The sequence below is a fragment of the Aeromicrobium jepli genome (assembly GCF_047246605.1).
Classification (GTDB): Bacteria; Actinomycetota; Actinomycetes; order Propionibacteriales; family Nocardioidaceae; genus Aeromicrobium.
The window spans coordinates 1-13041 of record NZ_JBFOKO010000017.1; the positions used below are offsets into that span (position 1 = coordinate 1).

Below are 13041 nucleotides of genomic sequence, written 5' to 3' on the forward strand. Positions count from 1 at the left end.
GGACGACGCCACACAGCCCTCGAAGGACTACCCCCGATCAGCCGACTGTCATGAACGTCTCAGCCGAGTACAGCTAGCGCAGGACGCGGTAGCGCAGGAACACGCTGCCGGAGTCGAAGCGGCGCGTCTCGAGCAGCTCGAGGTCGGCGCGGCGCTCGTCGTGCGCGAAGTAGCGCAGGCCGCCGCCGACCAGCACGGGACACAGCCGCAGCCGGTACTCGTCGATGAGTCCGAGCCGAGCGGCCTCGGCCGCGACGGTCGCGCCGCCGATCGCGATGTCGCCCGGCTCGGGCGACTCGCGCAGCCGCGCGATCTCGGTGGCGAGGTCGTCGGTCGCCAGCCGGGCCGCTCCGTGGACCGACTCCAGCGTCGTGGACAGGACGAGCTTCGGCAGCGGACTCCAGCGGTCCGCCCAGGTCTGCTCGAGCTCGCTCATGCCGTCCCGGTCGGTGGTCTCCCAGTAGAGCATCGTCTCGTGCAGGCGGCGGCCCATCACGTGCACGCCGACGTCGTCCAGCCGTTCGAGGAAGAAGCGGAACTCCTCCTCGGTCGGGGCGCCCCAGTCGAACGTCCCGTCGGGACCGACGACGTAGCCGTCGAGCGACGCGCTCATCTCGTACGTCACCTTGCGCATGGATCCTCCTACCGCACGAACCGCCAGTGTGGCGGCCGTCCCGGCACGTGAGCAAGGGCCGTCAGGGCTGGCGCCGTCGCGCGGTGCGGGTGATGCTGGCTCCATGACGAAGGCCGACCTGACGACGATCCTCGACGCGGACCTGGAGGACTGGCGTCCGCTCGTGCACAGCTTGCACGCCCGGTTCCGCACCGGGGACTTCGCCACGGGCCTGGACTTCGTGGTCGACATCGGCGCGGCCGCCGAGGACGCGAACCACCACCCGGACGTGAGGCTGACGTACACGCACGTCGACATCGAGCTGATCAGCCACGACACCGGCGGCATCACCGACCGCGACCTGGACCTGGCCCGCACGATCAGCGACCTCGCCCGCGAGCGTGGGCTCGAGGCCGAGCCGACGAACGTCGCGAAGCTCGAGATCGCGCTCAACGCCGGCGACGCCGTGCAGCTCGGCCCGTTCTGGGCGGCCGCGCTCACCGGCGACGCGCAGAACTTCGACGGCGAGCAGGTCGTCGACCCGGCGGGTCAGGTGCCGCTGATGTGGTTCCAGCCGACCGAGCCGCGTGCCGAGGTCCCGCCGATGTGCTTCCACCTCGACGTCTGGATCCCCGCCGGGCAGCTGCCCGCCCGGATCGACGCGGTCGTGGCGGCGGGCGGTCGGGTCGTCGACGACACGGAGTCGCCGTCGTTCGTGGTGCTGGAGGACGCCGAGGGCAACAAGGCGTGCCTGTGCACCGTCATGGACCGCGACTGACTCAGGCGTCCGCCGGCCGCTCCGCCTTGCGCTCGAGCCAGGCGCGCTCGCGCTCGTTCGACGCCAGCGCCGCCGCCTCCTGGAACGGCTGCCGCGCCCGCTCGTCCTGACCGGCGCGCTGCAGCAGCTCGGCGTGGACGCTGGGCAGCAGGTGGCTGCGCGGCAGGGCGCCCGACGCGGCGAGGTCCTCGACCTCGGCGAGGGCCGGAGGGAGTCCGTCGGGCAGGTGGGCCAGCGCAGCGGCCCGGTTGAGCCGGACGACGGGCCCCGGCGCGAGCTGGGCGAGCGCGTCGTACAGGACGACGATCCGCTCCCAGTCCGTGCCCTCGAAGTCCGGCGCCGTCGCGTGGCACGCCGCGATCGCCGCCTGCAGCGCGTACGGGCCGCGACCGCGACCCAGCGCGTCGACCCGGTCGAGGGCGGCGACCCCGCGCGCGATCTGTGCGTGGTCCCAGCGCCGGCGGTCCTGGTCCGCGAGGACGACCGGGTCGCCGTGATCGTCCACGCGCGCCGCGAACCGTGAGGCCTGCAGCTCCATAAGTGCGAGCAGTCCGTGCACCTCGGGCTCGTGGGGGAGCAGGCCCGCCAGCACCCGGCCGAGACGGAGCGCCTCGTCGGCCAGGTCGCGACGGACCCAGCGATCGCCCGACGTGGCGGCGTAGCCCTCGGTGAAGACCAGGTAGACCACCGTGAGCACGGCGTCCAGGCGCGGACCCCACTCCGTGTGGTCGGGGACCTCGAACGGGACCCGCGCCTCGGACAGCGTCCGCTTCGCGCGGACGATCCGCTGCTGCACCGTGGGGACGGAGGTCAGCAGCAGCCGCGCGATCTCGGGAGTGGACAGGCTCGCCACGACGCGCAGGGTCAACACGACGCGCGCCTCGCGCGACAGCACGGGATGGCACGCGGTGAACACGAGGCGCAGCAGGTCGTCCTCGATGGGCTCCCACGCCAGCTCCGCCTCGTGCTCGAGCCGGTGGGCGATCGCGCGGTGGCGCTCGTCGAGGGCGGCGCGACGCCGCCAGCCGTCGATGGCACGGCGCTTCGCGACCGTGGTGAGCCACGCGCCCGGCCGGGTGGGCACGCCCGCCGTGGGCCACGTCGACAGCGCCTCGGCGAGCGCCTCCTGGGCGAGGTCCTCGGCCTCGGCGAGGTCGCCCGTCACCCGCGCGAGCGCGGCGACCACGCGCGAGCCCTCGATGCGCCAGACGGCGTCGAGGGTCGCGGCCAGGTCCGTCCCGTCACTCGGTGCCGAGCTGCTCACGCCAACCCGACTCCTTCTGGACGTACTCGTTGTCGGCGAAGTCCTCGAAGTCGGACTCGTCGCTCACGCGGCGCACCTCGAGCTTGCTGCCGGGGCCGAGGGGGCAGCGCTTCGCCCACTCGAGCGCCTCCTGCGCGGACGCGACCTTGAGCATCCAGAAGCCGTTGAACAGCTCGTGCGTCTCGCCGTAGGGGCCGTCCGTGACGAGCGGCTCCTCGCCGGAGAAGTCGACGACGAACCCCTCGGACGGGTCGGTGAGCCCTTCGCCGCCGATCATGACGCCGGCGTTCATGAGCGACTCGTTGTAGGCGCCCATCGCGTTGATGATCTCCTCGAAGTCGATCTCCTTGGAGGCGGCGAGGGCCTCGTCCGACGTGCGCATGATGAGCATGTACTTCTTCATGATGGTTCCTCTCGGGTGGGCGCACCCTGCGCCCTCTTCACTGACACGTCGAACGGGACGGACGCGGATCGACAGCGGTCCGGAACATTTTTCCTGTCGATTCTCGTCGGCGACACGGTATAGGTTCACGACGACACAGGGGAGGACCTTCGCATGACCCATCCGGCCGATCGCCACGACCTCATCCGCGTCCACCGCGCCCGGGTCAACAACCTCAAGGACGTCAGCGTCGAGCTGCCCAAGAGGCGGCTCACCGTCTTCACGGGCGTCTCGGGATCCGGCAAGAGCTCACTCGTGTTCGGCACGATCGCCGCCGAGTCCCAGCGCCTCATCAACGAGACCTACAGCGCGTTCCTGCAGAACTTCATGCCGTCCACGGCGCGGCCGGACGTCGACGTCCTCGACGGTCTCACCACGGCGATCCTCGTCGACCAGGAGCGGATGGGGGCCGACCCGCGCTCCACCGTCGGCACGGCCACCGACGCCAACGCGATGCTGCGGATCCTGTTCAGCCGCCTCGGGCAGCCCCACATCGGCTCGCCGCAGGCGTTCTCGTTCAACGTGGCCTCGATCAGCGGCGCCGGCGCGGTGTCGTTCGAGACGGGCGGCCGCACCGTGAAGGAGCGCCGTGAGTTCTCGGTGACCGGCGGCATGTGCCCGCGCTGCGAGGGCAGGGGAGCGGTGTCGGACTTCGACCTCACCGCCCTGTACGACGAGACCAAGTCGCTCGAGGACGGCGCCCTGACGATCCCCGGGTACTCGATGGAGGGCTGGTACGGCCGGATCTTCCGCGGCTGCGGGTTCTTCCCGGCCGACAAGCCGATCAAGGACTTCACGAAGCGGCAGCTCGACGACCTGCTCTACAAGGAGCCCACCAAGATCAAGGTTGAGGGCGTCAACGTCACGTACGAGGGACTGGTCCCCAAGATCCAGAAGTCGATGCTGTCGAAGGACCGCGAGGCGATGCAGCCGCACATCCGCGCGTTCGTCGACCGCGCCATCACGTTCCAGACGTGTCCCGAGTGCGACGGCACCCGGCTCAACGAGGGCGCGCGCTCGTCGAAGATCCGCGGCATCAGCATCGCCGACGCCTGCGCCATGCAGATCACGGACCTCGCGGCGTGGGTGCGCGAGCTCGACGAGCCCTCGGTCGGCCCCCTGCTCGCGGTGCTGGGGGACACGCTCGACTCCTTCGTCCAGATCGGCCTGGGCTACCTGTCGCTCGACCGCCCGGCCGGCACGCTGTCCGGCGGCGAGGCGCAGCGCACCAAGATGATCCGGCACCTCGGCTCCTCCCTGACCGACGTCACGTACGTCTTCGACGAGCCCACCGTCGGCCTGCACCCGCACGACATCGACCGGATGAACCAGCTGCTGCTGCAGCTGCGCGACAAGGGCAACACGGTGCTCGTCGTCGAGCACAAGCCCGAGGCCATCGCGATCGCCGACCACGTCGTCGACCTCGGGCCCGGCGCCGGCAGCGGCGGCGGGCAGATCATGTTCGAGGGCACCGTCGACGGCCTCCGCGCCAGCGACACGGTGACCGGCCGGCACCTCGACGACCGGGCCCGGCTCAAGGAGTCGGTGCGCCGGCCGACCGGCCGCCTCGAGGTCCGCGGCGCCGATGCGCACAACCTCAAGGACGTCGACGTCGACATCCCGCTGGGCGTGCTGGTCGTGGTGACGGGCGTCGCGGGCTCGGGCAAGAGCTCGCTCATCCACGGCTCGGTCGCGAGCCAGGACGACGTCGTCGCGATCGACCAAGGTGCGATCCGCGGCTCCCGGCGCAGCAACCCCGCCACCTACACGGGCCTGCTCGAGCCGATCCGCAAGGCGTTCGCGAAGGCCAACGGCGTCAAGCCGGCCCTGTTCTCGGCCAACTCCGAGGGCGCCTGCCCCAACTGCAACGGCGTCGGCGTCGTGTTCACCGACCTGGGCATCATGGCCACCGTCGAGTCGCCGTGCGAGGTGTGCGAGGGACGCCGGTTCGACGCCGCCGTGCTGGAGTACAAGCTGGGGGAGCGGGACATCAGCGAGGTGCTCGCGATGCCCGTCGCCGAGGCGCACGCGTTCTTCGGCAAGGACGGGGTCAACGTCGCCGCGGCCGCGAAGATCCTCGCGCGGCTCGAGGACGTCGGCCTGGGCTACCTGACGCTCGGCCAGCCGCTGTCGACGCTGTCCGGCGGCGAGCGCCAGCGCATCAAGCTCGCCACGCACATGGGCGAGAAGGGCGGCACGTACGTCCTCGACGAGCCGACGTCCGGCCTGCACCTGGCCGACGTCGAGCAGCTCCTCGGGCTGCTGGACCGCCTGGTCGAGTCCGGCACGTCCGTGATCGTCATCGAGCACCACCAGGCGGTCATGGCGCACGCCGACTGGATCATCGACCTGGGTCCGGGTGCGGGCCACGACGGTGGCCGCGTCGTGTTCGAGGGCACCCCGGCGGACCTCGTCGCCGACCGCTCGACGCTGACGGGCCAGCACCTCGCCGCCTACGTCGGCGCCTGAGGGGCGGAAGTGACGCGAGTGTGACCTGTCCTACACTCGGGCCATGACGGCCGAGGTCCCCCAGCGCACGCGAGAGCACGAGGGGCCGGCGACCGTCGCCGGGGCGCAGGCCGCCCGACGGCGGACGGGGTTCGTCGTCGTCATCGTCGCGCTGACCGTCTTCCTCATCGGCGCGAGCGCGCCCTCGCCGTTCTACCCGGTCCTGCAGGAGCGGATCGGGTTCTCCTCGGCCACGATGACGCTGATCTTCGCCGTCTACGCCGTGGCGATGCTCGTCACCCTGCTGCTCACCGGCTCGCTCTCGGACCACCTCGGCCGGCGCCCGGTGATGGCCGCCGGGCTGCTCGTGCTGGCCGGCAGCATGGCGGCCTTCTGGCACGCCGACAGCGTCGGCGTGCTGATCACGGCGCGCGTCGTTCAGGGGTTCGGCGCGGGACTGCTCATGTCCTCGATGTCCGCGGCCGTGGTGGACCTCGAGCCCGTCAAGCGGCCGGGGATCGGCGCCATCGCGAACTCGGTGACGCCGCTGGCCGGACTCGCGGCCGGCGGGCTGATCTCCGGGCTCGTGCTCGACCACGTGCCCGGCGAGCCGCTGACCGCCGTGTTCGGCGTGCTGACGGCGCTGTTCGTCCTGATGGCGCTGCTGGTGTGGGTGGCACCCGAGACCGCGGCGCGGAAGGCCGGCGTGCTGGCCTCTCTCCGGCCCGAGGTCGGCGTGCCGCCCGAGGTCCGGGGCGCGTTCCTGCGCGCGCTGCCCGCCCTCATCGCGGGGTGGGCCACGAGCGGCTTCTACCTCTCGCTCGGCGCGCCGCTGGTCGCCCAGGAGCTGGGCGGGTCCAGCCACGTCGCCCAGGGCCTCGTGATCACCGCGATCAACGGAGCGGGCGCCGCGATGTGCTTCGTCGCGCGGAACTGGACCGGTCGCCGGATCACCCTCTACGGCACGACGACGCTCGCCACCGGCACCGCGCTGACCCTCGTGGCGCTCGGCTTCGGCAGCCTGCCGTGGTTCCTCGCCGCGGCGGTGTTCGCGGGCACGGGCTTCGGCGCCTCGTTCATGGGCATCATGCGCTCGGTCACCCCGCTCGCCCCGCCCCACCGACGCGGCGAGCTGTTCGCGGCCGTCTTCGTCGCCAGCTACCTCGCGTTCGGCATCCCCGCCGTCCTGGCCGGCTTCGCGGTCGGCGAGTTCGGTCTGATGGCCACCGCGATGACCTACGGCGTGGTGGTCGTGCTGCTGGCGGCCACCGCGGCGGCGCTGCGCCGGTTCGCGTCGTCCGACTGAGCCGGCGCCGGGCGCGCGATCACGAGGTCGCCCGTGGTGCGGGTCATCGCGACGTAGCGATCCACCGCGGCCGTGACGCCGTCACCCCACGCGTCGGGGTCGACCAGGACGACGAGGTCGAACTCCAGGCCCTTCGCCAGCGTCGGCGTCAGCGAGCGCACGCGGGGGCGCTCCGCGAACGTGGGGTCGCCGATCACGCACGCCACCCCCTCGTGGTGCCCGGCGACCCACGCGTCGACGACGTCGCCGACCTGCGAGACCGCGGCGTGGCGGACCGGCCACCCGTTCGAGCGGATGGACGTGGGCACGTTCGCGTCCGGGACCGCCGCGCGGATCACCGGCTCCGCCTCGGCCATGACCTCGCTGGGCGTGCGGTAGTTGACGGTGAGCGTCGCCGTGCGCACGTCCGGGAGTCCCACCCGGGCGAGGCGGTCCTGCCAGGACTCGGTGAACCCGTCGCGCGCCTGGGCGCGGTCACCGACGACCGTGAGGCTCCGTGACGGGCAGCGGCGCACGAGCATCGCCCACTGCGCGTCGGTGAGCTCCTGCGCCTCGTCGACGATCACGTGCGCGAACGGGCCGGCCAGGTCGTCCGCGTCGGCCGACTCCAGCGCGGACTCGTCGACCAGCGCCTCACGCAGCCCGGCCTGGCGCAGCGACGTCCAGAGGCCCTCGCCGTCGTCGTGGTCCATCGCGGCGAGCAGGTCGTCGACGACCAGGTCCATCCCGGCGCGCTGCGCCGCCTCGCCCGCACGCCGCGAGGCGGTGCGCCGCTCGTGCCGCGGGTCCCCGAGGCGGTGGCGCGCCGCGTCCAGCAACGGCAGGTCCGCCGTGGTCCAGGGTGCCCCCTCGGGACGCCGCAGCAGGGCCCGATCGGCGTCCGTCAGCGTCGGGGCGCAGTGCCGCAGGTAGGCCGGGACGGCCCACAGGTCGGCCACGACGTCCGTCGGCTCGAGCAGCACCCACGCGCGCGTCAGCGTCTCGCGCAGCTCCGGGTCGCGGCGCAGCACGTCCGTCACGGCCTCGACGTCGAGGTCCTCGACATCGAGCCGGTCGCGCGCGATCTCACCGAGCGCCTCCCAGACCGCCTCCCGCGCGAGGTTGTGCGGGACGGCGGTGCCGGGGGCCGCGAACGCCTCGGCCCAGTCGGTCGGTACGAACCGGACCTCACCCCACGGAGTGTCCGTGACCGTCACGTCACCGGGGGGCTCCTCGTACACCGCGACCGCCGCGTCGACGGCCCGCACGAGGGCGAGGTCGGCCTTGAGCGCGGCGACCCTCGGGTCGGCCTCCTCGACCGCGTCGATGCCCTCGGGCACGAGATCGCCTGGGGTGCAGGTCAGGACGCCCTCCTCGCCGAGGCTCGGCAGCACGTCCGCGACGTAGCTCAGGTACGGGTCGTGGGGTCCGACGACCAGGATGCGTCCGCGGCCGCGGGCCAGGCGCGGGTCCTCGTGCAGCAGGTAGGCGGCCCGGTGCAGCGCCACGACCGTCTTGCCGGTCCCGGGACCGCCGTCGACGACGAGTGCCCCGGAGGAGTCCGCACGGATGATGGCGTCCTGGTCGGCCGCGATCGTGCCGAGCACGTCCCGCATCGCGGGGGAGCGACTGTCCGCGAGGCCGGCGAGGAAGGCGGAGTCGTCGTCGAGGGCGAGGGTCGTGGTGTCCGCACCGGGGGAGAGGACCTCGTCCCAGTAGTCGACGATGCGTCCGTCCCGCCAGCGGTAGCGGCGCCGGCTCGCGACACCGTCGGGTCGCGCCGTCGTGGCGGCGAAGAACGGCGCGGCGGCGGGGGAGCGCCAGTCGACCAGCAGCCGGTCGCCCGCGCCGTCCCCCAGGCCGAGCCGCCCGACGTAGGTGACGTCGCCGTCATCGCGGACGAACCGGCCGAGGCACAGGTCGAGGCTGTACCGCCGCAGGAGCCGGTGACGGCTCTCGAGCCGGCGCACCTCGTCGTCGCGGTCGAGCGCGCGCTGACCGGTGCCGCCGGGCCGGCGCAGCGCCTCGTCGAGGTCGCGGGCGACCTCGGCGAGGGCCTGGTCCAGGCGCGCCGCCACGGCGGCGAAGTGCCGCTCGTCGGAGGCCACGCGACGGGGGTCCTGCTTGTGCCGCAGGGAAGGGGAAAGTGCGAAAACTGCCGTCATGGCGGTCGATTCTGGACCCCGTGGGGGGTCTTGCGGCAAGCCCCCATCCGCGATATACGTTGAAGAGGGAAGGGCGATCGCCCTTCCCTTCGTCATGCTCCCGGCCGACAGGACCAGCGTCGTGGCAGTGATCCTCATGTGCGGTGCCGCGGGCGCGGGCAAGACGACCTACGCGCGCCGCCTGGAATCGCAGGGCTGGCTGCGGCTCTCGGTGGACGTCGAGACGTGGCGGCGCGGCATCACGACGCTGCCCGCACCGCGCGACCTGCTCGAGGAGATCGAGGACGACCTCGTCGGCGAGCTCGTGGACGCGGTCGCCGCCGGCCGCGACGTCGTGCTCGACTTCTCGTTCGCGACGCGGGCCCTGCGCGACGACTACCGCGAGCTGATCGCGGACCTCGGCACGGTCGCCGAGACCGTCTACCTGCCGGTCGACACCGAGACCGCGCTGCGCCGGGTCCGGGCACGCGGGGGAGAGGGGCCCGACGACTACCGGCTGACCGACGAGGTCGTCCGCGCGCACGTCGAGGGCTTCGAGGCGCCGACCTTCGCCGAGCACCCCGTGCGGATCGTGGATCCGGACGTGGAGTTCCGCCAGGCCGGGCCCGACGAGGTGGATGCGCTGCTGGCGTTCTGGTCGGGTGCCGCCGAGAACGAGGGACGGCCGGCGGACGACGCGGGACTCGTGCGCCGGCTCCTCGAGCGTGACCCCGCGGCCGTGATCGTCGCCCAGGACGGGGGCGTCATCGTCGGCACGGTCGTCGGCGGCTGGGACGGCTGGCGGGCGCACCTGTACCGGCTCGCGGTGCACCCCGACCGGCGCGGGCAGGGGATCGCCCGGCGGCTGCTGCGCCATGGGGAAGACCGGGCCGCGGCGCTCGGCGCGACGCGGGCGCTGGCGATGGTGCTCGACGCGAACGAGGCCGGAGCGGCCGTGTGGCGCGCGGCGGGCTACGCGCCGCAGGGGGAGTGGACCCGCTGGGTCAAGCCTCTTCCGCGCCCCTGAGCACGCAGAACTCGTTGCCGTCCGGGTCGCGCATGACGACCCAGCTGACCCGGCCCTGGCCGATGTCGGTGCGCGTGGCGCCGAGCGCCTCGAGTCGCGCGACCTCGGACGCCTGGTCGTGCAGCGGGCGCACGTCGAGGTGCCAGCGGTTCTTCGGCGGCTTGTCCATGAGCGGCGGACCGCCCCACGCGATCTTCGTCCCGCCGTGCGGCGACTGGATGGCGGTCTCGTCGTCCTGGTCCCAGACGAGCGGCCAGTCGAGCACGGCCTGCCAGAACTCGCCGACGGCCCGCGTGCCGTCGCACTCGACCGCGCCGATGCGGCCGCAGCCGGCGGTGAAGCGGTTGCCGGCCTGCAGGACGCAGAACTCGTTGCCCTCGGGATCGGCGAGGACGACATGGGGCTCGTCGGGCAGCTGACCGACGTCGAGGTGGCTCGCGCCGAGGGAGAGGGCCCGCTCGACCTGCGCCTGCTGAACCTCCTCGGAGGCGCTGGTCAGGTCGAAGTGCATGCGGTTGCGCATCGTCTTGGGATGGCGCGTGGGCTCGATGTCGATCGCGAACGTGTACGGCTCGTTGGCCGGCAGCGTGATGACGCCGTCGTCCTCGGGCTCGGCGGCGTCGCGGTCCAGCATCGCGGCCCAGAACGCCGCCAGGCGGGCCGGGTCGTTCGCGTCGATCACGAGTGCTTCGAGTCGGCTGGTCATGTCGTCACGCTACGACCGCGAGGGCCGGTCCGTCAGCCCCACGGCAGCCACCGCCCGCGCCGGGTCGTCGACGACGAGCACCTTGCGCCCGTCGTGGTCGGTGTACTGGACGTCAAGCCGCACGCCGGCGTCGACGAGCTGCCGCATCAGGCGCCCGAGGGCACCGGGAACGTCGGCGGACAAGGGGACCAGCACCACCTCGCGGACGGCGAGCACCTCGATGTCCGCGTCCTGCAGCGCCCGGGCGGCCGTCTCGGCGTCCTCGACGAGGTAGTGCGCGGTGCGCTCCCACAGTCCGCCGCCGAGCAGGTCGACCCCGGCATCGCCCAGGACGGCGCCGATTCGCGCGAGCGAGGCCGCACCGTCCGGGGCCGCGATGGCGAGGTCGTGGCTCATCGGGCTACGTCGATCGTGTGTTCGATCCGGACGGTCGTGTTCAGGGAGTTCGCGACGAAGCACTGCCGGTGCGCCTTCTCGACCAGTCCGGCCACCGTCGCCTCGTCCGTGCCGCGGACCGTGATCCGGGGCCGCAGGACGATCTCGGTGAGGCGCATGCCCTCGGCCGCGTCCGGCATGACGGCCAACGCGTCGTCCTCGTAGGCCAGCACGTCGACCTTGGCCAGCGCCGCGACGGCGAGGAACGACAGCAGCTGGCACGAGCTGGCGGCCGCGAGCAGCAGCTGCTCGGGATTGGTCAGGCTCTCATCGCCGCGGAACGCCGGGTCGGCGCTGGCGGGCAGCGTGCCGCCGGCCAGCGCGATGTCGTGTGCACGGTCGTACGCCCGGTAGCCGTCGCCCGTGGATCCGTCCCACGCCAGTCGCGTGGAGTACTCGTGAGTGGCCATGTGCCGACCGTAGTCCCGGACGGGGACAATTCAGAGGGGGCGACAGTGCCCGGAGCCCCTCTCGGCGCACCTGCGTAGTTGTCCGATAATGCACATTATGTCATTTCGATGAGACGATCCCCGGGGTGTGCCGTGCGCATGGCGCTCCCCTCGCCGGTCCCGCCGAGACGTCCTAGGCTCGCGCCATGACGACAGGATCAGCCAAGGACGCCGCGCGCGCGGTCGACGACCACCCGGCACTGGACTACGTGGCGCGTGCCGGGCTGGTCGCGTTCGGCATCGTGCACCTCGTCATGGGCTGGCTCATCGTGCAGCTCGCGTTGGGCGACCGCGAGAACAGCGCCGACAGCGCCGGTGCCGTCCGCGAGCTCGCCCAGCAGCCGTTCGGCGAGGCCCTCGTGTGGGCGGTCGGCGTCGGGATGGTGCTGCTCGCGCTGTGGCAGGTCGTCGAGGCCGCCGTCGGGCACCGGCAGGACGACGGCGCCGCCCGGGTGCGCAAGCGCCTCACGAGCCTGGGCAAGGTCGTCCTGTACTCCGTCATCGCCGCGACGGCGTTCAAGGTGGTCACCGGCTCGGGCTCGTCGGGCGGGAACGGCACCGAGTCGCTCAGTGCGAAGCTGATGAACCTCCCCGGAGGCCAGGTCCTCGTCGGGCTCGTGGCGATCGGGATCGCAGTGGTCGGCGGCTACCTGATTCACAAGGGCGCGACCGAGCGCTTCCTCAAGGACATCGAGGCCGGTGGGGCCAGCGGCCGCGTCGGCTCGGCGTACGTGTGGCTCGGCAAGATCGGCTACATCGCCAAGGGCGCCGCGGTCCTCGCCGTCGCCGCCCTCTTCGCGTATGCGGCGATCACTCACGAGCCCGACAAGTCAGGCGGCATCGACGAGGCGCTGCGGACCGTGCTGGACCAGCCCTTCGGCTCGGTCGCGACCGCCGTCGTGGGCCTGGGTTTCGCGGCGTTCGGCCTCTTCTGCTTCGCGTGGGCCCGCCACATCGACCGTTGAATCGGTCCTTCATCGAACACACGTTCTACTATGACCCCATGGGTCACAACCGGCGGTACGGCGACCCACTGAGCGCGCTCGATCCCCCGGCCGTGACTCCCCCGCCGCGCATCCGGCCCCAGCACGTGTGGGTCAACCTCTCCACGGTCAAGCACGCGCCGGCGGACTACCCGGGCGTCCTGGTCGAGTGGCGTCCCGTCGTCAACGGCTGGGAGGCGCTGTGCACGTGGGCGTCCCCCGACGGCGTCGTGCACACCGGCTGGCTGCCGGCCGCGAGGCTACGGCCGGCAGCGCGCTGACGATCAGCGACGCACGATCCTGCCGGGGCCGCCCTCGCTGAGCCCGCCCTCGACGTCCGCGCCACGCCAGACGTACAGGTGGCCCCAGCCGCGCTCGCGGGCGCCGCCGTCGATCTCGGCCGAGGCGAGGACCCGCAGGTGGCCGTGGTCGAGCTCGGTCACGTTCCCGTCGACGTCTCCCCTGAC

The 13041-nt window shown here is 72.6% G+C and carries 14 protein-coding genes; 6 read left to right on the forward strand and 8 right to left on the reverse strand.

The genetic code is table 11. The features are described 5' to 3' along the window. Positions 1-73: 73 nt before the first annotated feature. On the reverse strand, positions 74-634 hold the full coding sequence (locus AB3M81_RS18360) for a dihydrofolate reductase family protein (RefSeq protein WP_412905389.1): 561 nt from the start codon (positions 632-634) through the stop codon (positions 74-76). Positions 635-737: 103 nt separating this feature from the next. Here AB3M81_RS18360 and AB3M81_RS18365 point away from each other — a divergent pair, with 103 nt between their 5' ends. Further along, positions 738-1391 carry a 4a-hydroxytetrahydrobiopterin dehydratase gene (locus AB3M81_RS18365; RefSeq protein ID WP_412905390.1) on the forward strand — a complete coding sequence of 218 codons (654 nt, stop codon included), beginning with the start codon at positions 738-740 and terminating at the stop codon, positions 1389-1391. A 1-nt stretch (position 1392) separates the two neighbouring features. On the opposite strand, the gene AB3M81_RS18370 is transcribed toward AB3M81_RS18365, so the two are convergent. Together AB3M81_RS18370 and AB3M81_RS18375 are read right to left on the reverse strand one after the other, a co-directional pair. Beyond that, positions 1393-2655 carry an RNA polymerase sigma factor gene (locus AB3M81_RS18370; RefSeq protein WP_412905391.1) on the reverse strand — a complete coding sequence of 421 codons (1263 nt, stop codon included), beginning with the start codon at positions 2653-2655 and terminating at the stop codon, positions 1393-1395. Next, positions 2633-3058 carry a YciI family protein gene (locus tag AB3M81_RS18375; protein ID WP_412905392.1) on the reverse strand — a complete coding sequence of 142 codons (426 nt, stop codon included), beginning with the start codon at positions 3056-3058 and terminating at the stop codon, positions 2633-2635. Before AB3M81_RS18375 ends, AB3M81_RS18370 begins: the two co-directional genes overlap by 23 nt. A gap of 153 nt (positions 3059-3211) precedes the next feature. Between AB3M81_RS18375 and AB3M81_RS18380 the strand changes: the two genes are divergently transcribed. Together AB3M81_RS18380 and AB3M81_RS18385 are read left to right on the forward strand one after the other, a co-directional pair. Then, on the forward strand, positions 3212-5566 hold the full coding sequence (locus AB3M81_RS18380; RefSeq protein WP_412905393.1) for an ATP-binding cassette domain-containing protein: 2355 nt from the start codon (positions 3212-3214) through the stop codon (positions 5564-5566). A gap of 43 nt (positions 5567-5609) precedes the next feature. After that, a complete protein-coding gene (locus AB3M81_RS18385) occupies positions 5610-6851 on the forward strand; it encodes an MFS transporter (RefSeq protein ID WP_412905394.1) in 1242 nt (413 codons plus the stop codon). Here the strand turns inward: AB3M81_RS18385 and helR are convergent. Next, positions 6782-8995 (reverse strand): RNA polymerase recycling motor ATPase HelR, encoded by a 2214-nt coding sequence (gene helR / locus AB3M81_RS18390; protein WP_412905395.1) that lies wholly within the window; start codon positions 8993-8995, stop codon positions 6782-6784. The genes AB3M81_RS18385 and helR overlap by 70 nt on opposite strands. A gap of 121 nt (positions 8996-9116) precedes the next feature. Between helR and AB3M81_RS18395 the strand changes: the two genes are divergently transcribed. Further along, on the forward strand, positions 9117-10001 hold the full coding sequence (locus tag AB3M81_RS18395; protein WP_412905396.1) for a GNAT family N-acetyltransferase: 885 nt from the start codon (positions 9117-9119) through the stop codon (positions 9999-10001). Here AB3M81_RS18395 and AB3M81_RS18400 read toward each other — a convergent pair. The 3 genes from AB3M81_RS18400 to AB3M81_RS18410 are packed head-to-tail and all read right to left on the reverse strand — an operon-like array spanning position 9979 to position 11552. After that, positions 9979-10707: a VOC family protein gene (locus tag AB3M81_RS18400; protein WP_412905397.1), complete on the reverse strand. Its 729-nt coding sequence runs from the start codon at positions 10705-10707 to the stop codon at positions 9979-9981. The genes AB3M81_RS18395 and AB3M81_RS18400 overlap by 23 nt on opposite strands. A 9-nt stretch (positions 10708-10716) precedes the next feature. After that, positions 10717-11103, reverse strand: a complete 387-nt coding sequence (locus AB3M81_RS18405) for a hypothetical protein (RefSeq protein WP_412905398.1) — start codon at positions 11101-11103, stop codon at positions 10717-10719. Next, positions 11100-11552, reverse strand: coding sequence for an OsmC family protein (locus AB3M81_RS18410; protein WP_412905399.1), 453 nt, complete (start codon positions 11550-11552; stop codon positions 11100-11102). The genes AB3M81_RS18405 and AB3M81_RS18410 overlap by 4 nt, the downstream gene beginning before the upstream one ends. Before the next feature lie 185 nt (positions 11553-11737). Here AB3M81_RS18410 and AB3M81_RS18415 point away from each other — a divergent pair, with 185 nt between their 5' ends. After that, positions 11738-12556, forward strand: coding sequence for a DUF1206 domain-containing protein (locus AB3M81_RS18415; protein ID WP_412905400.1), 819 nt, complete (start codon positions 11738-11740; stop codon positions 12554-12556). Between the two features lie 38 nt (positions 12557-12594). Further along, positions 12595-12855, forward strand: a complete 261-nt coding sequence (locus tag AB3M81_RS18420; RefSeq protein ID WP_412905401.1) for a hypothetical protein — start codon at positions 12595-12597, stop codon at positions 12853-12855. Positions 12856-12858: 3 nt separating this feature from the next. Here AB3M81_RS18420 and AB3M81_RS18425 read toward each other — a convergent pair. After that, positions 12859-13041: hypothetical protein (locus tag AB3M81_RS18425; RefSeq protein WP_412905402.1), on the reverse strand; the 183-nt coding region annotated here is incomplete at its 5' end.

Excerpts from the sequence above, each read along its gene's own strand:
- AB3M81_RS18360 (WP_412905389.1), bottom strand. The coding sequence starts at position 634 with ATGCGCAAGGTGACGTACGAGATGAGCGCGTCGCTCGACGGCTACGTC.
- AB3M81_RS18365 (WP_412905390.1), top strand. The coding sequence starts at position 738 with ATGACGAAGGCCGACCTGACGACGATCCTCGACGCGGACCTGGAGGAC.
- AB3M81_RS18375 (WP_412905392.1), bottom strand. The coding sequence starts at position 3,058 with ATGAAGAAGTACATGCTCATCATGCGCACGTCGGACGAGGCCCTCGCC.
- AB3M81_RS18380 (WP_412905393.1), top strand. The coding sequence starts at position 3,212 with ATGACCCATCCGGCCGATCGCCACGACCTCATCCGCGTCCACCGCGCC.
- AB3M81_RS18385 (WP_412905394.1), top strand. The coding sequence starts at position 5,610 with ATGACGGCCGAGGTCCCCCAGCGCACGCGAGAGCACGAGGGGCCGGCG.
- helR (WP_412905395.1), bottom strand. The coding sequence starts at position 8,995 with ATGACGGCAGTTTTCGCACTTTCCCCTTCCCTGCGGCACAAGCAGGAC.
- AB3M81_RS18400 (WP_412905397.1), bottom strand. The coding sequence starts at position 10,707 with ATGACCAGCCGACTCGAAGCACTCGTGATCGACGCGAACGACCCGGCC.
- AB3M81_RS18405 (WP_412905398.1), bottom strand. The coding sequence starts at position 11,103 with ATGAGCCACGACCTCGCCATCGCGGCCCCGGACGGTGCGGCCTCGCTC.
- AB3M81_RS18410 (WP_412905399.1), bottom strand. The coding sequence starts at position 11,552 with ATGGCCACTCACGAGTACTCCACGCGACTGGCGTGGGACGGATCCACG.
- AB3M81_RS18415 (WP_412905400.1), top strand. The coding sequence starts at position 11,738 with ATGACGACAGGATCAGCCAAGGACGCCGCGCGCGCGGTCGACGACCAC.
- AB3M81_RS18420 (WP_412905401.1), top strand. The coding sequence starts at position 12,595 with ATGGGTCACAACCGGCGGTACGGCGACCCACTGAGCGCGCTCGATCCC.